Source organism: Kribbella sp. DT2, from assembly GCF_049844575.1.
Taxonomy (GTDB): Bacteria; Actinomycetota; Actinomycetes; order Propionibacteriales; family Kribbellaceae; genus Kribbella.
In genome coordinates, this window is the sequence record NZ_JBNCLH010000002.1 from 37,410 (window position 1) to 57,592 (window position 20,183).

17 protein-coding genes are annotated in these 20,183 nt (G+C 68.9%); 12 read left to right on the forward strand and 5 right to left on the reverse strand.

Going from position 1 to position 20,183, the window contains the following annotated elements:
* Nucleotides 1–145: 145 nt before the first annotated feature.
* The 5 genes from ACLQ2O_RS08945 to ACLQ2O_RS08965 all read right to left on the reverse strand — a co-directional run bounded on the left by ACLQ2O_RS08945 (nt 146) and on the right by ACLQ2O_RS08965 (nt 9,627).
* Nucleotides 146–1,597, reverse strand: coding sequence for a serine hydrolase domain-containing protein (locus ACLQ2O_RS08945; RefSeq protein WP_425829182.1), 1,452 nt, complete (start codon nt 1,595–1,597; stop codon nt 146–148).
* Between the two features lie 72 nt (nt 1,598–1,669).
* Nucleotides 1,670–2,020 carry a VOC family protein gene (locus ACLQ2O_RS08950; protein WP_425829184.1) on the reverse strand — a complete coding sequence of 117 codons (351 nt, stop codon included), beginning with the start codon at nt 2,018–2,020 and terminating at the stop codon, nt 1,670–1,672.
* A gap of 66 nt (nt 2,021–2,086) precedes the next feature.
* The gene (locus ACLQ2O_RS08955; protein WP_425829186.1) at nt 2,087–2,710 is read right to left on the reverse strand and encodes a LysE/ArgO family amino acid transporter; all 624 of its coding nucleotides are present in this window, start codon (nt 2,708–2,710) and stop codon (nt 2,087–2,089) included.
* Nucleotides 2,711–2,807: 97 nt separating this feature from the next.
* A complete protein-coding gene (locus tag ACLQ2O_RS08960; protein ID WP_425829188.1) occupies nt 2,808–6,539 on the reverse strand; it encodes a UvrD-helicase domain-containing protein in 3,732 nt (1,243 codons plus the stop codon).
* Nucleotides 6,532–9,627 (reverse strand): PD-(D/E)XK nuclease family protein, encoded by a 3,096-nt coding sequence (locus ACLQ2O_RS08965; protein ID WP_425829190.1) that lies wholly within the window; start codon nt 9,625–9,627, stop codon nt 6,532–6,534. Before ACLQ2O_RS08965 ends, ACLQ2O_RS08960 begins: the two co-directional genes overlap by 8 nt.
* Nucleotides 9,628–9,847: 220 nt before the next feature.
* Between ACLQ2O_RS08965 and ACLQ2O_RS08970 the strand changes: the two genes are divergently transcribed.
* From ACLQ2O_RS08970 to ACLQ2O_RS09025, 12 genes are all read left to right on the forward strand, one after another.
* Nucleotides 9,848–11,437, forward strand: a complete 1,590-nt coding sequence (locus ACLQ2O_RS08970) for a hypothetical protein (protein ID WP_425829192.1) — start codon at nt 9,848–9,850, stop codon at nt 11,435–11,437.
* Nucleotides 11,434–12,633 (forward strand): hypothetical protein, encoded by a 1,200-nt coding sequence (locus ACLQ2O_RS08975; protein ID WP_425829194.1) that lies wholly within the window; start codon nt 11,434–11,436, stop codon nt 12,631–12,633. Before ACLQ2O_RS08970 ends, ACLQ2O_RS08975 begins: the two co-directional genes overlap by 4 nt.
* 75 nt (nt 12,634–12,708) lie before the next feature.
* Entirely contained in the window at nt 12,709–12,906 is a 198-nt protein-coding gene (locus ACLQ2O_RS08980; RefSeq protein WP_425829196.1) for a hypothetical protein, read from the forward strand.
* 7 nt (nt 12,907–12,913) lie between these two features.
* A complete protein-coding gene (locus tag ACLQ2O_RS08985) occupies nt 12,914–13,309 on the forward strand; it encodes a VOC family protein (RefSeq protein WP_425829198.1) in 396 nt (131 codons plus the stop codon).
* A gap of 124 nt (nt 13,310–13,433) precedes the next feature.
* The gene (locus tag ACLQ2O_RS08990; RefSeq protein WP_425829200.1) at nt 13,434–16,184 is read left to right on the forward strand and encodes an FtsK/SpoIIIE domain-containing protein; all 2,751 of its coding nucleotides are present in this window, start codon (nt 13,434–13,436) and stop codon (nt 16,182–16,184) included.
* Nucleotides 16,181–16,858 carry a hypothetical protein gene (locus ACLQ2O_RS08995; protein WP_425829202.1) on the forward strand — a complete coding sequence of 226 codons (678 nt, stop codon included), beginning with the start codon at nt 16,181–16,183 and terminating at the stop codon, nt 16,856–16,858. The genes ACLQ2O_RS08990 and ACLQ2O_RS08995 overlap by 4 nt, the downstream gene beginning before the upstream one ends.
* Before the next feature lie 16 nt (nt 16,859–16,874).
* A complete protein-coding gene (locus ACLQ2O_RS09000; RefSeq protein ID WP_012922179.1) occupies nt 16,875–17,135 on the forward strand; it encodes a hypothetical protein in 261 nt (86 codons plus the stop codon).
* Nucleotides 17,136–17,145: 10 nt separating this feature from the next.
* Nucleotides 17,146–18,483, forward strand: coding sequence for a restriction endonuclease fold toxin-2 domain-containing protein (locus ACLQ2O_RS09005; protein ID WP_425829204.1), 1,338 nt, complete (start codon nt 17,146–17,148; stop codon nt 18,481–18,483).
* Nucleotides 18,480–18,863 (forward strand): hypothetical protein, encoded by a 384-nt coding sequence (locus ACLQ2O_RS09010; protein WP_425829206.1) that lies wholly within the window; start codon nt 18,480–18,482, stop codon nt 18,861–18,863. The genes ACLQ2O_RS09005 and ACLQ2O_RS09010 overlap by 4 nt, the downstream gene beginning before the upstream one ends.
* A 34-nt stretch (nt 18,864–18,897) precedes the next feature.
* Nucleotides 18,898–19,191, forward strand: a complete 294-nt coding sequence (locus ACLQ2O_RS09015; protein WP_425829208.1) for a hypothetical protein — start codon at nt 18,898–18,900, stop codon at nt 19,189–19,191.
* A gap of 175 nt (nt 19,192–19,366) precedes the next feature.
* Nucleotides 19,367–19,594, forward strand: a complete 228-nt coding sequence (locus ACLQ2O_RS09020; RefSeq protein WP_425829210.1) for a hypothetical protein — start codon at nt 19,367–19,369, stop codon at nt 19,592–19,594.
* Nucleotides 19,591–20,091, forward strand: coding sequence for a hypothetical protein (locus ACLQ2O_RS09025; protein WP_425829212.1), 501 nt, complete (start codon nt 19,591–19,593; stop codon nt 20,089–20,091). Before ACLQ2O_RS09020 ends, ACLQ2O_RS09025 begins: the two co-directional genes overlap by 4 nt.
* Nucleotides 20,092–20,183 lie beyond the last annotated feature (92 nt).

The window sequence follows — 20,183 nt, forward strand, 5'->3', positions numbered from 1 at the left end:
GGCCGGCTGCTATCCCTTCGGTTCTCACCGATTTGTCGGCCCGGGCTGGGAATCCGAGGAACGACGCTGGTGAGGTCGAGTGGCGGTGGTCCCAACGCGGCGATGGCGCTGCCGAGGGTCCGATCCTGAGCCGGGCCGCTCCGGCCTACGCGACGTCTGGGCGGGTCATCAGGGGCGCCTTGAGGTGCAAGGTCAGGTGGGAGGTGGTGAGGGGGACGACATTCCATCGTGCGGTTGCTGTGCCTGTGGTGGCGTCGATGACTACGCGGACTCGGTGGGGGGTGGTGATGACGTAGAGGTCGGCGGTGAAGGTGTTGGCTTGCCACGCGCCGGTTGCTACGACGGGGCGGCCTAGGGGTGCGGATTCTTGCCAGTCGCCGTGGCCGACCTCAAGGGTTAGGGAGGGGCCTAGGTGTAGGTGCCATCCGTCGTCGGTCGGGGTGAGCTGAACTGGGGTTTCGTGGGGGAGGGCTGAGTCCTCGGGGGAGGCGTCGACGGTTGCTTTGGTGCTGGCTTCGGGCTGATGCGCTGGGGTGGCTGTGCCTGGTATCGGCTTGAGGGACAGCTGGTGTAGCTGGTTGGTGAGGGCGTGTTGGTGGGCTGCGGTTGAGGAGTCGGCCTGCGCGTCCAGGTCTGGGAGGAGGTGATCCCAGAAGAGTCCGGGGAGGACGTCTGTGGGGTCCACAGCGCCGGTGAAGGCGATGACCAGGTCGTGGGACGGGACGACAACGCAGTACTGGCCGAAGGCGCCTTGGCCGTGGTAGCCGTGGCGGTTGATCCAGAACTGGTAGCCGTAGCCGCTGAGGAAGTCGGGGTTCGGCGTCCAGTCGGGGAGGGCGAGGGTCTCGATGTGGCGGGTGGTTGCGAGCTCGACCCATTCGCTCGGGACTAGTTGCCGGTCGCCCCATTTGCCGCCGCGTCGCAGCAGCTCACCGAAGGCGGCGACGGACTCGGTGGTGAGATGCAGGCCGTGGAAGCCGAAGGCGGCGCTGCTTGCTACGCGGTCCCATTCGGCGTGGTCGATGCCCATCGGGTTGAAGAGGCGCTCGTCGAGGAGTTCGGGGAGGGCCTGGCCGGTGACGCGTTCGACCATCCTGGCCAGGATGTACGTGGTCGCGTTGTCGTAGGTGTGCTGGGTTCCCTCGGGGGTGGAGAACGGTACGCGGAGGAAGCCCCTCAGCAGGTCGTCCGGTTCCAGCAGCCAGGCTTCGGTGAGGCTGTCCGTGGCGTGGCCGGCGGTCATGGTCAGCAGGTGGTGAACGGTCAGGCGGCGGGCCTGGTCCGGGATGTCGGCCGGGACGTGGTCGGGCAGTACGTCGACGACTCGGTCGTCCAGCGACAGCAGGCCATCGGCGATCGCGAGGCCGACGGCGATCGAGGTGAACGACTTGGTCAGCGAGTACAGGAGATGCGGGCGTTCGGCCGAGTACGGCGCCCACCAGCCTTCGGCGACGACGTGCCCGCGGCGTACGACCATGAGCGAGTGGCACTCGACGGAGTGCGCTTCGAGCTGGTCCAGCAGCGCGGTGATCGCGCGGGGCGAGAGGCCTGCGGCGGCTGGTGTCGACCGTGGAAGCAGGGCGCGCTGAGGGGACATTCCTGCACGCTAGCAAGGCCGTGCAATTGAATTTCGAGTTCGTGGTGTGAGGTGCTCGAGGGCGGGCGTCGCCTAGGCCTGGACGAAACCGAGTTCGTTTCCGTCGGGGTCGCGGATGGCGAACTTGCGGCTGCCGTACGGCGTGGTGGTGAGTGGCTCGACCACATCGGCCGTCGGGCTGAGGCGTGACCACCACTCGTCCACGTTGTCGACCTCCAGGTTGAAGCGGGCGCCGGTCGCAGGTGTGGGGTCGTACCGGCCGAGGGCGAACTGCGTGGGGCCGAGGGTGAAGTGTGCGTACGTCGGGGCGTCGGGCGGCCAGTGGCCTTCGGCTGGTACGGCGAGGAGGTCTTCGTACCAGGTGATCGCGGCGGCTAGATCTCGGACGTTCACTCGGACGTGAGTCAGGCGGGGGATGTCCATGGCGGTCAGGTGCCCCTCCTGGACACGCGCATGTCCGCGTCCGGGAGGGGTAGTCGCCGGGTCTGGTTAGGTGATGAGGATTCGTAGGGCTAGGGCGGTGATGACCGCGCTGGAGGTCAGGGCTGTTAGGAGGCGTGCTTTGGGGGTGGTGAGGAGGCGGCCTAGCAAGGCGCCGCTGGTGGAGAGGAGGAGTTGCCAGGAGGTGGAGGCGATGAAGGCGGCTGCGATGAAGATGGATTGTTCTGTGGGGGTTGGGGTTGTGGTGTTTTGGGCGCCTAGGACCAGAGCGGTGAAGTAGAGGATGGTGGTGGGGTTGAGCAGCGTCATGCCGAGGAGGGTGAAGTAGGCGCTGGTGGGGGTTGGCGGGGGTGGGGTGGATTTGCTCGCGTGGATCCGGCGGTGGTGGGTGATGGCGGTGATCGCGCCTCGGGCGGCCAAGGCCAGGAGGACTGCTACCGAGATCCACTTCAGGGGTGTGGTGATGGGAGCCAGGGCGGGGGCTATGGCTGAGCCGCCGAGGGTGGCGATGAGGGCGTAGAGGCCGTCGGCGGTGGCTACGCCGAGGGCGGCTGCGGCGCCGACCTTGAGGGTCGTGCGGGCGGTGAGGGCTACGAGGTAGGTGCCGATGGCGCCTACGGGGATGGCGATGCCGTAGCCGGCGATCAGGCCCGCGACGAGCGCGGTGATCACGTGCGAGAGGTGATCGATCCCAACGGTCGGCCGGTCTGCTGCTGGGCCGCCACCGAACGAACGGTGAAGGTCAGTAGCAGGTGGGCTTTGGTCGTGGTCATGTACTGATCGTCGGGGCGGTGGGGGATGTCGGCAAGTGAATTTGCTGTTGGTCGGTGGGCCGGGGCGAAGAAGGCGACGCTTCCTGCGAGCAGTGGTTGCTTAGGGCAAGGGACTGCAGCTGGTGAGCGTGGGCTTTGGTGGGGGAGAGGAAGAGGAGGGTTGCCTTCGCCTCGGTGGGGAGCATGGTGGTGTAGGCGTGGAGTTGGGGCGTGTAGTGGGCGATGCGGGAGTCGAGGGCCGCGGCGGGGATGGCATCGGTCTTGTAGTCGACGATCATCAGGGTGCCGTCGTCTTCCCGGTAGAGGAGGTCGATGAAGCCCTCCAGGACTGTGCCGTCCGGTTGGGGGATGCCTACGAAGGATTCGCGCCAGTGGTCGCGGGTGGCGGCTCGTTGGACGATCTCGGAATCGAGTGCTGAACGGACGAGGGCTTTGACCACGTCGGCGTACTCGACTACTCCTTCGGCCAGGCATTGGGACTGGACCGCTGCGTCCAGGCCGGCGGCTGTGGTGAGGTCGATGACCTGCAGGACGCCGTGGACGGCTCGGCCGATCGCTGTGCCGTAGCGGCCTTTGGACCACGGTGGGAGGTCGATGTCGCGGGCTGCTTTCGCCGTACCGGGGTCGGCTTCGTGGAGGGCCACGTCGGGTCCGGTGCCTTCCAGGCCGGAAGGGCTTTGGCTGGAACGGCGGCGGCTGGCGGCGCGGGATTCGGTGATGCGGGATACCCACTCGGCTCGGTTGAGGGGTGGGGAGATTTTCGGGGTGGAGGAGGGAGTGGCGGCTGGGGAAGGTCGGCCGCCTGGGGCGGAGGTTGCTGGAGAGGCTTCGTCCGTTGGGATGGAGGTTGCTGGGGTGAGGTGGTGGAGGTCGGGGACGTCCAGTGCGTTGGCGGAGGTGAGGAGCTCGGCGTTGCTGGAGTGGCGGCGGGTGTTGGAGCGGTGGAGGGAGACGACGAGGTGGTCGCGGGCCCGGGTGGCGGCGACGTACAGGAGACGGCGGCGTTCGTAGTCGTCCATCTGCTCGTCGACGGGCTGGACCAGGTCGAAGTCTTCGGTCTGGACTGAGGCCTTGAGCTTGACCGCGTAGCCGCCGGTTTGGGGCCAGAGGACCTGGACGCCGCGTTGACGGTTGGGTGACGCGGTCATGCCGCTGAGGATGACGATGGGGAACTCGAGGCCCTTGGCGGCATGGATCGTCATCACGCGGACGGCGTCGGCGTCGGTCTCGGGGAGGACCGCTTCGGCGACGCGGGAGGTTTCCTCGCCTTGGTGTGCGGCCCAGGCGAGGTAGGAGCGGAGGCCGCCGTGTTCGACCTCGGACCAGGCTCTTGCTTGGTCTACGACGAAACGGATGCGGCGCCAGGCGTCGCGGGCTCTGGGGCCGGTGGCGGCGACTTCGAGGATGCGGCGGTCGGCGACGATCTTGGCGAGGACCTCGCTGGGGGTGAGCCAGCGGGAGGCGTAATAGGTCTTGCGGAGCCACTCCATGGCTTCGCCGACAGGGTGGGTGAGGAGGTTGTCGGCGATGGGGGCGGTGAGGGTGAAGGAGCCGCCGGCTCGTTTCCAGGTGAAGAGGTCGTCGTCGCCGCAGCCGAAGAGTGGTGAGCGGAGGGCGGTCACCAGGGCCAGTTGGTCGCTGGGGTCGCCTAGGGCTCGTGCGCAGGCCAGGAGGTCGCGGACCTCGGCGGTTTGGTAGACGAGGGAGCTGGCCTCGGCGCGGTACGGGATGTCGGCGCGGTCGAGGGCGTCTTCGAGGAAGGGGAGAGAGGTGCGGGCGGGGACGAGGACGGCGATGTCGCCGGCGCCTGCTGGGCGCCAGGTCGATGTTTTCTCGTCGTAGACGAGCCATTGGTCTTGCAGGGCTTGGGTGATGGCGGTGGCTACGTCGGCGGCTTCGCGTTCGCGGAGGACGGAGGCTTGGGCGCGGGGGAGGTCGTCGTGCGGGGTGGCGCCGAGGATGGTGACGGCGGGGCCGGCGGGCCATTGGTTGTTGTCGTGGGCGTGGGGTGGGGTTGCGTTCGGGGTGTCGTTGGGGGACCAGCCGGGGATTGCTGTGGCGGCGGCGAAGGGTGTTTGCGTGTCGTCGTCCGCGGTGGGTGGGACGACGGTGAGGTGGCGGCGGATGGAGGTGACGGTGGCGAGCGGTTGGTCGTCGCTTTCCTCTGTTGACGGGGTCGGCTCGTTGGGGTCGCCGAAGAGGGAGAGTTGGTCGCCGGTGGTTGGGGTGGTGGTGATGCGGCCGGCTGGGTTGGTGGGGGTTGAGGCCGCTTCGGCCAGTGAAGGAGAAGTAAGAGGGGTTTGGGTGGGGTGGGGTGTGCCGGAGGCTGGTGGGGAAAGGCGGTGGGGGGTTAGGGGGTGGTAGGTGGGTTGGGCGTCTGGGGCGGGGGCTATGAGGGTGGTGAAGACGGTGTTGATCCAGGTGAGGACGGGGGTGAGGGTGCGGAAGTTGGTGGTGAGGGTGACGGTTTCGCCCAGGAGGGACTGGGCGGTGAGGTAGGTGGCGATGTTGGCTCGGCGGAAGCGGTAGATGGATTGCTTGGGGTCGCCTACTACGAACAGGGAGCCGCCGGGGATCTCGATGTCTTGCCAGTCTTCGGCGTCGGCGGAGGCGCCGGCGGCGATGCGGACGGCCAGTTCTATCTGGATGGGGTCGGTGTCTTGGAACTCGTCGAGGAGCAGGCGGTGGTAGCGCTCTTGCAGGGCTGAGCGGACCAGGGGCTCTCGGCGGAGGAGGTTACGGGCCAGGACCAGGAGGTCGTGGAACTCCAGGCGGCCTTCGGCTCGGCGGTGTTCGGCGGACTCGAGGACGCGTTCGGCGATCCAGCGGGAAAGGTGCCTTAGGCAAGAGTCCAGGAGGAGCTCGACCAGGGAGCCGGCGACCTCGACGACCTCGGTGCAGTCGGCGCGGTTGCGGGTGATGTCCGGCCAGTTCTCCTTGCGGCCGGTCTTGCCGATCTTCAGCGTGCGGAGGTTCTGCAGGATCGCCAGCTGGGTCTCGGCGTCCGTGGCGGCGGCGAGCATCAGGCCCAGGTCGCGGATGCGCCGGATCTTGGGGAGCAGGCGGTCGTCGTCGGCTCGGCAATCGATGGTGGCAGCGCCGATCTGGGCCGCGGCGGCGATCAGGCCGGTGAGGTCGGGCATGGCGACCAGCTCGGGCGGGTCGACGAGGACGCGTTCGCCGATCAGGTCCCAGTCGTTGCCGAAGAGCCGGGCCAGGGACCGGAGATGCTTCAGCTCGACGCCGACAGCCATGGCCAGCAGGAGGGGCTCGGCGATCGAGTCATCGTCCAGGAGTTGCTGCTGCAGCTCGGACCAGCGCTCTTCGAAGGCGACGGAGGAGCCGACTTCGTCGAGGACGTCGATCAGCGGTGGCAGGCCGGCCTCGATCGGGTGCGCGAGCAGGATCTGCTGGGCGAAGGAGTGCAGCGTGCCGATCGACGCGGAGTCGAGGTCGTCTAGGGCTTCGTCGGCCCGGACGCGATCGGGGCCTTTGCGGGCCTTTTCGAACTCGACGCGGAGGCGGTCGCGGAGCTCGGCGCCGGCCTTCTCGGTGAAGGTGACGGCAGCGATCGTGCGCAGAGGGACGCCGTCGCGCAGGACCAGGGTGGTGACTCGGTCGACCAGCGCGTGGGTTTTGCCGGAACCGGCGCCGGCTTCGACGAACAGCGTCGTCTCGGTGTCGTTGCGGATCTGTTCGCGGGCCTCCGCGTCGAGCAGCTCAGTCATTCAGGCTCACCTCGACGAAGGCGGGCAGCGCGCCCGGATCGATCAAGCGCACCAGGCGTTCCAGCGTCGGGTCGAAGCGTTTGCGGTCGTAGCGGGCCCGGACCTCGCTGTGGCCGATGCCGTCGGGGTTGCAGTACGGGCACTGCACCCAGAGGAAGTCCGGCACCTCGGGAGCCTTGGCCGGGAACTGCCCGGCGGCGATGGACGAGACGATCACGTCGAGTGCGTGCACGTAGCGGTCGGCGACCTCGGGCGTCAGCGGCACAGGGATCCGTCGGCCACCCTTGCGGACGAACCAGTACGACGCCTCGACCGGCGTCGTCTCCTCGCCGAGCCGAGCGCGGGCGGCGTACGCGTAGACCGGGAGCTGCAGCTTCGTGCCGGCGGCGACCGGGTCGGACTCGATCGCCTCGTACCGGGAGAAGCCGCCGGTCTTCACGTCGGTGACGTAGATCGTGCCGTCCTTGCCGAGGTCGACCTTGTCGGCGGAACCGCGCAGCAGCACGCGACCGGACGGCACCGGGATCTCCACCGGTGGCTCGCCGTCGAGAGCGAAGCGCAGTTCGCTGGCGACGACCGAGGCGTCGTGCGCGGCTCGCCACCGATCGTCGTCGTCGAGCAGGACGAGCAGGTCGCCGAGGATGCGCAGTCGCTCGCGTTGCCACAAGCGCGGATGGCCGGTCAGTCCTTCGGCCTCGAAGCGGTCGGCCAGGTCGGCCCCGATCGCCAGCAGCAGCGACCGCTGCTCGGCGGTCCACGGCTCGCCGTAGCCCGGGAGAGAGCCCGCGAGCCGGCTGACGAACGCGTCCAGGCTGTTGTGGATCAGGTTGCCGATCTGGACCGGCGAGATCACCAGCAGGTCTTCCGGAGCCTCCAGCGGTTCGACCTGGAGGAGGCGTTCGACGAAGTACGCGTGCGGGCAGGACGCGTACGACTCCAGCGACGTCGGTGAAGCGATCCGCTCCTCGAGGGCGTAGTCCGGCAGGCCGTCGACCCCGGCCAGGTTGCCGTCGAAGCGGGTGAACTCGTCGCTGGAACGGGCCCGGAGCAACAATCGCGCGCGGTCAACCACGCCGTCCGACAGGGGCAGCCCGGCCGTCGCGGCGCGGACCTGCCAGTCCTGCTCGGTGGCCGGCATCCTTGCCGTGGTCAACGATCCCGCGTACGACGCGGAGGTGAGCAGGCGATCGCCGTACGACGTCTGGTCCCACAGCGTCGCCGCGAGTGTGTGGTCGCCGCTCAGGTCTCGGAGCGTGCCGAGCAGCCAGCGGGTCGGCAGTCGGCGGCTCGATCGGCGCAGGTCGCCGCGGGGGAACGAGGCCACGACCCGCGCCGTACCGGCTGAGAACGCGGCGAGAAGATGCCGCTGCTTCTCGTCGAGCCGGTCCCGCGCCGACGCCAGCTCGGGCGCCGCCGCCTCACGGACTCGGTGCGGGAGCAGGGCGTCCTCGTGCACGCGGCCTGGATAGAGGTCCTCGGCGAGGCCCACCACGTAGACGACGTCGACCGACAGCCCGACGGCCGCTGACAGCGGAGCCACCAGCACGCCGGTGCCGAACGTGCCGATGCGGGGCAAGGACTGCTGCAGCTCCAGATCGAGAACGTCCCGCAGGACGCTCAGGCTCGCCGGTGTGCCCAGCTCGTCCAGCGTCGACAGTCCGCGCAGCGATCCCTCGACCGCGACCGCCGCGTACTGCTCCTCGACGGGCAGGCTCGCGTAGTCGCCGAGCAGGTCGTGGAACAGCCGGAGCACCACCTCGGACAGCTGCGCCCAGCTCTCCATCACCGCGGCCGCGCCCAGCCTGCGGCGCAGCTCGACGGCGAAGGTGTGCATGCGGTGCGCGTTGGACGCGTTGTACTGCGCGCGGCGGATCACCGCGGGGCGCGGGTCGTCTGCGAGCTGCTCCTGCTCAGCGGTGCGGCGCTCGGCCTCGGCGTACCGGCCGAGGCGGACCTCCCAGTCGTCGCCGCGGACGACGCCGGCCACCCGCGACAGCCGCTCCCACTGCGGCACCGGGATCCGCTCGCCGGTGAAGTCGCGGGTCGGAGCGTTGGCCAGTGCGCGGAAGAGGTCGGCGCGGGGGAGGTCTCGGTCGATCAGCGCGAGGACCTCCAGCAGCGTCCGCGCCAGGGCCCGCTCGTGCACCGGGCGGGTGCCTGGACCGTTCGCGGTGATCTTCGCGGCGGCGAGGTGCTCGTGCAGGAGACGCGCGTACGGCGAGGCGGCGGAGTACAGAACGGCGACCCGGTGGGCCGGTGTCTTCTCCAGCACCGTGACCAGATCCCTGACGACGCAGCGGATCTCGTCGTCGGCGTCCGAGGCGTTCAGCACCTCGGTGGCGACCGGGTAGTTCTTCGAGATCGACGGCGGCAGGTCGATCCCGATGCGTTCGAGTGACCGCCGGACGCCGCGGTCGGCGCGGCGTACGTCGGTCAGCCCGACGATGACGGTCAGGTCGGCGGCAGCGATCCCGAGGGAGGCGACGAACGATGCCTCGGCCTGGCTCAGCTCCTGCGGCAGGTACAGCACCAGGGAGCCGAGCTCGGCGACCACGGCCGGCTCGGCCTCGGCGCGGGAGGCGGCGGCGCGGAGCAGGTCGGTCTCGTCGTACCAGTCGCTGCTCAGCTCGTCGCGGACCGTGCGGTGCAGACGGATCAACGACGGACCGAGCCCGGAGGCGGCCGACACCTTCTCGAGCGCGGGATCGCTGAGGTCGCGCAGCTCCCGGTGCGCTGCAGCAAGCGCTTGGATGGTGGACCGGTGGTCGGCGACCTCCTCGAACACCTCGGGCGCCTTGGACAGCGCGGTCCGCCAGGTGGCCGCGACGATCGGCCGGGTGGCCGGCCTTCGGGGCGCGAGCAGGCCGGCGGCCAACTGCTCGGCGAGGCGGGGCAGTGTCGCCAGGTACAACGCCGCGATGCCTGTGGAGGCAAGGAATCGGCGGGCCACGACCCCGGTCAGGTTGTCCGGCAGCAGCAGCGTGACGGGCTTCATCGGGTCGTCGGCCTTCAGCCACGCGACGACCTCGCCCAGCCGCTCCAGCGCGGCCGCGCCGTACGCCGTGGTCTCGATCCGGGTCCCGCTCACTGTGCCCCCGATCCTGGTGCTTGTCGTGGACGACGCTAAACCCTGCCACGGACAGGAACTGGCGGGCGCGGTCCGTGAACGTCGCAGAAAGGTAACGGATCACTCAGCGTTACGCCGGCGTGGTAACGCCGCGTTGCGATCGAACGATCAACACATGTCGGCCGGACCGATGACAGTCGCGATTGCCGCGGTTGACGGCCGGTCCGGGGGGAGACGTGTGGTGATCAGACCGGAGGACTTCACCGAAGGGTCTGTCAATGTGCAGGAGTGGAAGCTGGTCGAATACCTCAGTCGTTTGACCGCGAGGTTTCCCGTCGCGCTGTCGCATCGAGCCGCACTGCGCAAGTTGGGGAGTGACTTCGTCTACGCGGCGCCGAGTCCCATTCCGGGCGATGGAGATTCATGGATCGCGCTGATCCGATTCGGTGCCGTGATCGAGCGTCGCTTCGGGATCACCCGTGAGGTTCTGGCGTACTACACGCCGTACCGGGATCTCCAGCTGCGTACGTATCTGCGGCTGGGGCAGTTGGTCGATCTCGCGCCGCGTCCGGCCACGCCCGACATCTTCCTGCTCTGGGCCCCTGATCCGATGATGCGGACCAGGCTCGACGACTGGTCCAGCCGCGCAGAACACGTCGCCGTCGCACTACCCAAACCCAACAGCTCGGATCCGGCGGAGGAGATCTGGGACAACCTGGTCAAGAGGTTGGTGGCTACCAATCTGTACGACCAGACGCTTCCGGTCACAGGCGGGGACTTCTTCGGGCGGCAGACGACGCTGAAGAAGTTGAGCGACCACTTGACGGAAGGACGCGTGTCCGGTGTGTTCGGCCTGCGGAAGACCGGCAAGACGTCCCTGGTCAAGGAGTTGGGACGGCGGGCCGTGGCGAGCAGGAGCGCACGCCAGATCTTCGTCCTGCGCGATCTGGAGACGCTTCCGAGCTCCCGCCTCGCGCAAGTGCCGAATCTGCTGGAGGACCTGCGGGTCAACCTGCTGACCGAGCTCCGCTCGCACGGCCTCCGCACCCACGAACTGGTCGATCTGCCACGGATGCCGACGATCGCCGACTTCCGCCGTTCCCTTCATACGTTGCTCGGGCACGTGGCCAAGCAGGAAGTCAACGTTGTTCTCGCACTGGACGAGATCGAAAGTCTCGTGGGCCCGGCGGCGGAGTGGGACGACGATCGACCAGAGGTCGTCGAGTTGCTCGGTGCGCTGCGTGCGCTGGTCCAGGAGAACTCGAACTTCAACGTGGTGGTCAGTGGCCTGACCAGCAGCATTCTCGAGAAGGGCGAGCTGTTCTCGCGGGAGAATCCGTTCTTTGCCTGGGCCAGCACCACCTTTCTGCCACCGCTCAGCCCCTCGGAGAGCGCGGAGATACTCATTCGGCTCGGCGAACGGATGGCGGTGCGATGGACCGACGAGGCGACCGCACGGGCTGCTGAGATCTCGGACGGGCACGTCTTCCTGTTGCGTACTCTGGCGACCCGAGTCGTCGACGGGCTGTCCACGGACTTGTCGAACCGGACGGTGGATCTCGACGTTCTTCAGCGTTCGAGGCGCCAGTGGCGGCGCTCGGTGGCGGGCCAGGTCCGGGAGATGCTGGAGAGCGTCATCCGGTACTACCCGGACGAGCACAGCCTTCTGGAGATTCTTCAAGAAGGTATGGCCGAGTCGCTTGACGTGGAGCGGACCTATCCCACCCTGGTGGATCATCTTCTGCAACTCGGGTTGATCGCTGAAGACGGCGATGGGCTGAGGATGACCGCACTGGCCGAGTTCGGCGCCGTACCGGCAAGGCCGCAATGAGCGACCACCTGTGGTACCCGGAGCTCATCAAGTCCATCGAGACGAGTTCGCACCTGTTCCTTCACTACAGCGCCTTCCACCGGGTGGACGAGAACGGCGAGACGATCGCCGGCGAGCTCCGGGAGAGCGGGCACAGCCCCGCGGTCGTGGCGGTTCGGCAGGGCGCCCGGTTCGAGGTGGATTCGCAGGTCGACGTCGTGATCCTCCTCGGCATGGAGAAATTGCACTCCGCCCATCGGTCCCTGGAACGACTGCGGGTCGATGTCAACGACTGGATCTCGGCGACCGCCGGCCGCGTACTGGTCGTTTCGCGATCACCACGGTCGGTCTTCCCGGTTGGCGACGGGAGCTCGCTGGTCCTGGACAGCCGGGATGTGCATCTCAAGGAGAGTCGGCTCGCCGACTGGGTGCTGGCGGAGTATCAGGCCACGCACGGCACCATCCCGGCCGAGGCGTCGATCTGCAGGGGGCTTGCGGCGAGGCTCGGAGGAAGCACGTCGATGGAGGCGTCCACGGACGACTTCGAGGCTGTCGCCACCGCGGTCGCCGCCGACACCATTCTCGAGCTCGGCGCGAGCTACGTGGCATGGCTCGATCACTGGGTCATCGACGAGCGCACCACCGAGGTCCCGCTCGTCGACGTTCCGGAGTGGATGCAGGCCGAGCTGATCAACGCCGGTGTGGCCTCGATCGATCTCGATCAGGAGAACCTTATGGTGTTCCGGAAGGCGCTGGGGTCGTCCTGGCTGCGGGGCCTCAAGATCGCGAGCCGTCGCTGCGTCTCGCCGCCGCGGGACTGGGCCGAGATCTCGGCCGGCCTCTTCGAGATCGAACGGTTGCTTCGGCAGGCGATGGCGCGGGCCCTCGAGCAGAGCCTTGGCCGGAAGTGGGCAGTCCAGGCGCTGGCCGACGACCAGTTGAACTACGTCCGAACCGCGGCGGGGCTGGAGTCCAGCCGGTCTCTCACCGAGCTGGCGAACCCGTTGGACTTCCTCACGCTGGGACAACTGATCGACCTGATCGACGGGCGGAGAACCAGCGCGCCGATCGGACTCTCCCCCGAGACGGTCAGCGACCTGCGTCGGCTGCTGCCGATCCGCAACCGGGTCGGGCACATGCGGCTGCCGAAAGCCGCCGACCTTCCGGTCTGTCGCGCGATGCTCCGGATCGTGCGGACGAAGCTCGAGGTGCGATGACCGGGCTCGGGCTTCGCCCGGGGCGAAGGCGCGCCGTGTCGCTGCGAGGGCGGCGATCGGCTCCGACAATGAAGTATGACCAAGGAGACCACCGTGGCGCGGGCGTTGCTGGTGCTGGTCTTCGCGCCTGCCGGTGGGCTGTTCGGCAAGGCCGTCGCGATGGCCGCGGCCGGGCAGGAGTGGTGGCCGTGGCTGGTCGCCGCGCTGGTCTGGCTGGTCGTGTCGGGGCTGGTTTCGATGGCGGTGTCGAACCGTCTCGACGAGCACAGATAATGCTCCGATGGCCGCCGCGTTGCACCACGTCGAGATCTGGGTCCCGGACCTTTCCCGTGCCGTCGAGAGCTGGGGCTGGATCCTCGGCCGGCTGGGCTGGAAGGACGGCGACAGCTGGCCCGGCGGGCAGATCTGGACCGCCGCCGACGGCAGCTACCTGGTGGTCGAGCAGAGCCCCGCGCTGAGCGCCACCGAGCACGACCGGCTGCGGCCCGGGATGAACCATCTCGCGCTGAACGCGGGAAGCCGCGCCGAGGTCGACGCGATCGTTGCCGAGGCCTCCGACCAGGGGTGGACACTGATGTTCGCCGACCGTCACCCGTACGCCGGTGGGCCGCGGCATTACGCCGCGTTCCTGCACAACGGCGACGGCTACGAGCTCGAAATCGTCGCGCCGCTCTGAGGCGGCGGACGGAGAGGTCGGCTGGTGAGACTCGTGATGCCTGGAGTGACACCGGGGACTGTTGGTGTGACATGGTTGACCGCGGCAGTGAAGGTCGCGGGGCAAAGGTGGAAGGACGGTGCTCGTGACGGAGGCGCCTGACGGGGGAACGACGCCCGGACCGGTTTCTCCGGAGGTGCTGGAAGCCCGGATCCGTGGTCTGCAGCACGCACTGGCGCAACTGCTCGACAACGCCCACCAGCTGACCCGTGGCGAGCATCAGCGCGCCGTACAGCTGCACCGTCAGCTTCAGGAGCAGACCGCGATCGCGCGGCGTGAGTCCAGCGGACTGGTCGAGGCCGCGACCGCCGAGGCGTTGTCCACGGCTGAGCCCGCCGCACGGCTGCTGGCCGACCGACTCGCTCCCGGACTCGCCTCCATCCCGCCGAACGACGCACGCTGGCGCTCCCGCCAGCTCGTCGGCGCCGGCATCCCGTCGTACGTGCGTGTGGGCGAGCTCGACGCCGGTACGCCGGTGGTCGCGCCCCTGCTGCAGACGAACGGCTGGCGGGTCACCGCGGACCGGCCGGAGGCGGCCCGGCAGCTGCTGCAGAGCACGGCCTTGCGGCTGATCGCCGCGGCGGAGCCGTTCCGGCTACGGATCGATTCGTTCGACCCACGGCTGACCGGGATGATGGGCCTGCTCGGTCACCTGACCACGAAGTACCCGCAATTGGTGCCCAGGGCAACACACACCGCCGAGCAGCTGCACTCGGTGCTGTCCAGCCTGGTCGACGTGTCGTCGCTGCGGGCGAGCCGGCAGGCGCAGCTGGGGCACAAGCGGTTCGAGGAGCTCATTCGGGAGACCGGGCGGGTCACCGATCCATACCGGCTGATCGTGCTGTTCGACTACCCGGCCGGCATCGACACTCTCGCCCAGCGGGACCTGCTGCGGCTCGCTGCGACGGGTGGCGAGCGCGGCATCTGCTTCCTCGTCCACCACGACCCGGCGATGGCGGCGGAGTCCGACGTGGACGCGCGGCAGCTGCTCGACCTGCTCGCGCCGGTCTCGGTGACGAACGGCAAGGTGGAGGTGTCCCAGCTGGCCAACGTACCGGCCGAGCTGGACCCGCCGTTCGAGGCGAACGTTGCCACCGGCATCTGTGACGTGGTGGCCGAGCTGGCGGAGATCGCCGTGCTCCCCACGATCGACTTCGAGCGGACGCTGCCGGACCGCTCCACCTGGTGGCAGCCGGTCAAGGACGAGCTGAGCACGGTCATCGGGTACGACGACCGCACGCCGGCTCTGATCCGGCTGCGCAGCGGCAACCCGGCCCTGCCGCACGTGCTCGTCGGTGGTGCGGTCGGCCAGGGCAAGTCGAACCTGCTGCTGGTGATGATCCACGGCCTGGCTGCCCGGTACGCGCCGGACGACCTGGAGATGTACCTGCTCGACTTCAAGCACGGTGTGGAGTTCTCGGCGCTCGGACCGGCCGCTGAGCGCGAGCACTGGCTGCCGCACGTCCGGGTGCTCGGCATCCACAGCGACCGGGCGTTCGGGCTCGCCGTACTGCGGCACCTGTCCGACGAGCTGGCCCGGCGCAGCGAGATCTTCAAGGGGCACGGGAACGTCGCGGACATCGCCGAGCTGGCTCCCGGGCCGGAGCGGCCGCCGCGGATCCTGGCGGTACTGGACGAGTTCCAGGTGCTGCTGGAGGACGACGACGAGCTGGCCGACGAGGCGGCGCGGCTGCTGGAGCGCCTGGTCCGGCTCGGTCGTGCGTACGGCGTTCACGTCGTACTGGCGACGCAGACGATCGAAGGGGTCAAGCGGCTGTCGACGCGGCGGGACTCGATCTTCGGCCAGGTGCCGTACCGGATCGCGCTGAAGACGACACCGGCCGACTCCCAGGCGATCCTGCGGACCGCGAACACGGCGGCCGCGGAGCTGCAGTTCCGTGGTGAGGCGGTGCTCAACGCCAACTTCGGCTCGCCGGACGACAACCAGCACGTGCTGGTCAGCTTCGCCGACAAGCCGGTGCTCGACGACCTGCGGCACGAGCTGTGGCAACGATCCGGTACGACGAGAGCGCCGCGGGTCTTCCACCTGGCCGAGCCGGCCCGCCTGACCGACACTGCGACTGCTGTGAAGGCTGAGCTGGGCCGTCCCTGGATGGGGCTGCCCATTGCGGTGACTGAGGAGCCGGTGGCCATCGAGGTGCAGCCGGAGCCGGGCGCCGGCGTACTGGTGCTGGGTGACGGGCCTGCTGATGCACTGGGTGTCCTGACCGCGCTGGCGGTGTCTGCTGCGGCTGCGGCCGCCGTACCGCCGCGGTTTGTGTTCCTGGACGGCACGGCCTCGGCTCCTGCCGTTGCTGAGGGCAAGGGCGCGCTGATCCAGGTGCTGCGGTCGCTCGGCTGCGAGGTGGAGACGGTCGACAAGCACGGGGACGTCGCGCCGAGGCTGTTCGCGCTGCGGGACATGGTGAAGGACGGACGGGTCGGCGGTACGACGTACCTGCTGGGCTTCGGGCTGCACGCCGTACCGAAGATGCAAGTGCACGCCGAGGGGTTCTTCGAGAGCCCGGCGAACGCCCTGCAGGAGATCGTGCGCGACGGGCCGACCCAGGGGCTGGTCACCTTCGGCTGGTGGAACCGGCTGCACGTCTGCACCGAGCAGCTGGGGTACGGGCGGGCCAACGTGGCTACCCACCTGTTCCTGCGGCACCCACAAGAGGGGGTGCGGGCAGTGGCCGGTCCGCTGGTGCGCTGGGCGTCGGAGCCGCACCGCGGACTGCTGTGGGACGGGCTGCACCCGGAGGCGCAGGTTGTCGTACCGTACGCGCCGCTGCGCGTCGACGAGGTCGACCGGTACCTGGAGCTGGTGCGGCGATGAAGACGGTGGAGCAGGAGTGGGCCGAGTACGCCCGGGAGCTGCGGCGGGTCGCTGGAGCACGTGCGGACGCGCAGCAGGAGCAGGACCGGCGTACGGCTGCCAAGACCCAGGCCGAGGCGACGGCGATGGCTGAGGCCAACGCGATGGCCGAGCGGGGGCACAAGCTGGAGGTGCGGCTCAACGGACTGGCCGAGAAGGCCGCCGTGAGCCTGCAGCGGGCCGGACTCCCCCCGGACGGCAAGCGGACGACTGTGCCGCTGCCGGAGATCAGGGCGATCGCGGACATCGAGGTGGTCGCCGCCCGGATCACCAAGCAGCTGGCAGAGACCGTCGACCAGCTGGAGGCGGTCCGGGCAGAGGCCCTGGCTGAGCAGGAGCGGCGGAAGCGCCGTACGATCAGCGCCGCCCTGACAGTGGCCGCCCTGCTCATCGTCTGGGTGGCCCAGTCGTTCCTGGCCGGTGTCGAAGCCGCCGCGATCGCGGCGGTGACGATGCTGGCGGCGTCCCGGGTGCTGGGCCTGCCCCGGCTGCCCGGAGCGCGCTGGTGGGGCTGGAGCGGGGCCGGGCTGGTCGTCGTACTGATGGCGGCCGGGCTGCCCTGGTGGCTGGCGATCGGCGTACCGGTAGTGGTGTCGGGGACGGCGATCGTGCTGCCGAAGAAGCGCAACTCCTAGGGAAGAGGCAGTCGACGTGTCGGACGTACAGCGGCTCAAGGAACAGCTGCACCAGGTCTCCGCGGAGGCCAAGCAGGCAGCGGGTGGGCTGGCCGGGTTCAAGCTGCGGTTCACGCAGCACAGTGCGCAGGTGGAGAGCCTGATCGCCGGTACGGCGACCGGGGTGGACCGGGACATCTCCGAGATCCTCGACGCGGCCGGCAAGGCGGTCGAGCAGGCCGCTGAGGCGCTGGAGATCGCGTCGGCCGGCTGCAAGAGCTACGCGGACCAGATCTAGGTCGCTGCTCGTGCCGTCTGATCTGCAGCGGGTGGCCCGGGGATTGGTCGAGTGCCTGGACGAGGTGCCGCAGGTGGTGCAGCACCTGCAGCGGACGGCCGACCGGTGCCGGGAGAACGCGGCGCTGGCGATCGTGGCGTCGCAGGGGCGGGCGACGGTCGCCGCGCAGCAGTTGGATGCGGCTGCTCGGGCTTGTGAGGCTGCTGCGCACTACCTGTCGATGGCGCCGCCCAAGGCGAAGGCGTGGGCCGAGCGGTTGGTGGGGGAGGGGCGGTCGACGAACCGGCCGGACTCGGGGTCGGCGGATCGGAACAAGGCGACCGGGGGCGGTGGCGGGGAGATCACCGAGCGGGACTCTCGGGGGCGGACCAAACGGTTGGTTGCGCGGTTCGCGGCTGAGGAGGATCCGGAGGCTGTTGAGGCGCCGTTGATCCAGGTGGCGCGGAAGGCGTTCGAGCAGCTGCGGAAGAAGCAGGACAAGGACGCCGAGGAGCGGGAGAAGGAGCAGCCGGAGGAGGCGCTCGAGGTCGAGTTGGTGGTCGACCCGAAGGGGGAGCTTCGGGCTGCTGGGAAGGCTGCTTCGGCTTCCGACGATGAGGATGAGGAGCGGGAGGAGCCGGCGTACGAGATCGCGGTTGATCTGGGGGATGCGGCGCGAGAGCTTCTCGAGGCGATGTCCGCGGCGGGGGAGCAGAGGTGGGAGCGGGCTGAGCTGGTGATCGCGGTGGACCGGGTGACGGCGAGTTTCGAGTACGGCGAGGAGCCGGTGGTTGAGGTCGTCGTACCGGTGGTTGATGTGGAGCTACCTGAGTTCGAGGCTGTTGAGGAAGCAAGGCCGGGGGCCGGTGACGGCAATGGCGTCGCAGATGACGAGATCGGCCGACCGGCCGACGCTGAGACCGATTTTCGTGAGTACCGGCAGCGATTGACCGAGGGTGGCCGCATCAGGCCGATCGTGGGCTCGGGACCGGAGATGGAGTTTCAGCGCCGCCACTGCGGTCCGATCGAGTTTCGCCTGACCACCGATGACCGGTTGCCCCGCGCGGTGTGGGCCGACGGGCTGAACGCCTTGCTGCGACGTGCCCAGGACGCCAAGTACGTTGCGCCGGAGTCGGCGAAGTCCTTCTACCGGCCGGACAGCCTGCCGCCCTTCTTGCGCAAGATCGCCGAGGAGAAGAACGATCACATGCTGATGAAGTACCGGGAGGTCATCGAATCCGACGGCAACCCGGTGGAAGGCTTGGAGATCATCACCAACGACCTGACCGCGGCCGCGTACTTCCGGGACCGGATGGCGGAGCTGGACATTCCCGGAGAGGTCACTGTCGATCAAGAGGACGGCGAATGAGTGAGTTTGTGGTGGCACCCCTGGAGGAGCCGACGTGGAGTGTTTCGGCTGAGGAGTTCGCAGCGGCGTTGCGGGCGCGGTGGCCTGGGGTTCGGGTGGAGGTTGGGGCGGTTGAGGGGTCGTCGATGGCTTTGGAGGCCCTGATTCCGGAGGGGGAGGGCGGGTGGGAGCTGGGCATCGCACTGAGTGGGACTGGGCAGGCCGTCACTCTGGAGCCGGCGGACTTGGAGGGAGCTGCCGAGTTCGCGGTCTGGTTCGTGGAGACGGTCGTGCCGGGGCAGGTGGGGCTGCATCTGATGGAGCCGGGGTCGATGCGGAGTGTGGAGCTGGTGGCGGGGATGACGCCGGCCGACGTGTGTGAGCGCCTTGGCCAACAGTGACGAGGTGTTCTTGGCTACTGACGAGCCGGTCGGGGTGAACGACTTCTACCCAGAGCCGGGCGAGGTTCAGGCGATGGATCTGTATCCGGTATGCGTGGATATCCAGAGCCGACGGCGGGACGGGCGGCAGGCCGAGGAAGCTCGGTTGGCGTTCGAGGTGTTGGTGCGGGAGCTGCCTGAGGTGCCGGCGTTGCTGGCGCACAACATGGAGGTTCTGGTGGCGGCCAGTCGGCCGGGGGTGGGGACGCACTACTTCGGTGAGAACGTGTGGCTCGATCCGCCTGAGGTGGAGCCGTGGGGGCCTTGGGTGGTGTTGGCGGGGGAGTAGGGCGCTGGAAAAGTTTTGGGAAGTCGCGTCATGAAGCTCTGTGGGGGCCGTCACTATCTGTGAACCCATCCCCACAGGGAAGTGGAAGTGATGACGTGATGTGCGAGTTGTCGATGTCGCTGGTGGGTAGGTCATGGGGCGGATCTCGCCTCCTGGTTCTGCGTCGGGTGCACTGATGGGCGGGGACCATGCGGGGCCGCAACGGCGGCGGGTGCGGGTCTGGTTCGGGGAGCACGCGGTAGCGGACTACTGCGCTGAGGCGGAGCTGGCGGATCGGTACGCGGCGGCGATGTCGCGGCGGTTCGCGGGGCTTCGGGTGACCAGTGAGCCGGTGTCGGCGGCTGATCCGGGGACCGGGCGGCCGTTGCCGGGGGAGCGGTTGTGGGAGGTCGCGCCGAAATGAGATCTCGACGGTTTCGGTTGATGCGGTACGAGGACGTGTCCGGGGTGAGTGGGACCGGGCCCGTCGCGGAGGGGGTTCAGTTCACCGACGGGTCGGTCGCGCTGCGGTGGTACGGGGACTACCCGACGACCACCGTGTGGGACGGGATCGACTCGGTGATCGCGATCCACGGGCACGCGGGGGCCACCGAGGTCGAGTGGCTCGACCCTGATCCGGGACCCGACCCGGCGGTCACGCGGCGGGAGGACCTGCCGCCGCAGCCCTGGCCGGAGCTGCACCAGGCACCGGAGTCCGAGGACGAGGGGCCCGGGCCGAGTCTCACAAGATCCGAAGGCACGGAGGAGCAGCGAGCGACCAAACCGGTCTTTCCCCCTGAGCACGGCTCGTCGGGGCCGGTGTTTCCGGCCGAGCGGTCCGGGTTCTCGGAGCCGAAAGGGCTGTTCTCCGAGTTCATGGACAACCGGCTGACGGCCGGTACGGCGGTGCGCCGGCTCTGACCAGATGACCACGACCGGGTCCGGCGCCGCGGACCTGGTCCTCCCCCGAGCGGGCCGCGCACCGAACTCCCTCCGGTGCCGGCCCGCTCGTA

What these genes read in the sequence shown, in the direction of transcription:
- ACLQ2O_RS08945 (WP_425829182.1), bottom strand. Translation starts at nt 1,597, where the DNA reads ATGTCCCCTCAGCGCGCCCTGCTTCCACGGTCGACACCAGCCGCCGCA.
- ACLQ2O_RS08950 (WP_425829184.1), bottom strand. Translation starts at nt 2,020, where the DNA reads ATGGACATCCCCCGCCTGACTCACGTCCGAGTGAACGTCCGAGATCTA.
- ACLQ2O_RS08960 (WP_425829188.1), bottom strand. Translation starts at nt 6,539, where the DNA reads ATGACTGAGCTGCTCGACGCGGAGGCCCGCGAACAGATCCGCAACGAC.
- ACLQ2O_RS08975 (WP_425829194.1), top strand. Translation starts at nt 11,434, where the DNA reads ATGAGCGACCACCTGTGGTACCCGGAGCTCATCAAGTCCATCGAGACG.
- ACLQ2O_RS08980 (WP_425829196.1), top strand. Translation starts at nt 12,709, where the DNA reads ATGACCAAGGAGACCACCGTGGCGCGGGCGTTGCTGGTGCTGGTCTTC.
- ACLQ2O_RS08985 (WP_425829198.1), top strand. Translation starts at nt 12,914, where the DNA reads ATGGCCGCCGCGTTGCACCACGTCGAGATCTGGGTCCCGGACCTTTCC.
- ACLQ2O_RS08995 (WP_425829202.1), top strand. Translation starts at nt 16,181, where the DNA reads ATGAAGACGGTGGAGCAGGAGTGGGCCGAGTACGCCCGGGAGCTGCGG.
- ACLQ2O_RS09010 (WP_425829206.1), top strand. Translation starts at nt 18,480, where the DNA reads ATGAGTGAGTTTGTGGTGGCACCCCTGGAGGAGCCGACGTGGAGTGTT.
- ACLQ2O_RS09020 (WP_425829210.1), top strand. Translation starts at nt 19,367, where the DNA reads ATGGGCGGGGACCATGCGGGGCCGCAACGGCGGCGGGTGCGGGTCTGG.
- ACLQ2O_RS09025 (WP_425829212.1), top strand. Translation starts at nt 19,591, where the DNA reads ATGAGATCTCGACGGTTTCGGTTGATGCGGTACGAGGACGTGTCCGGG.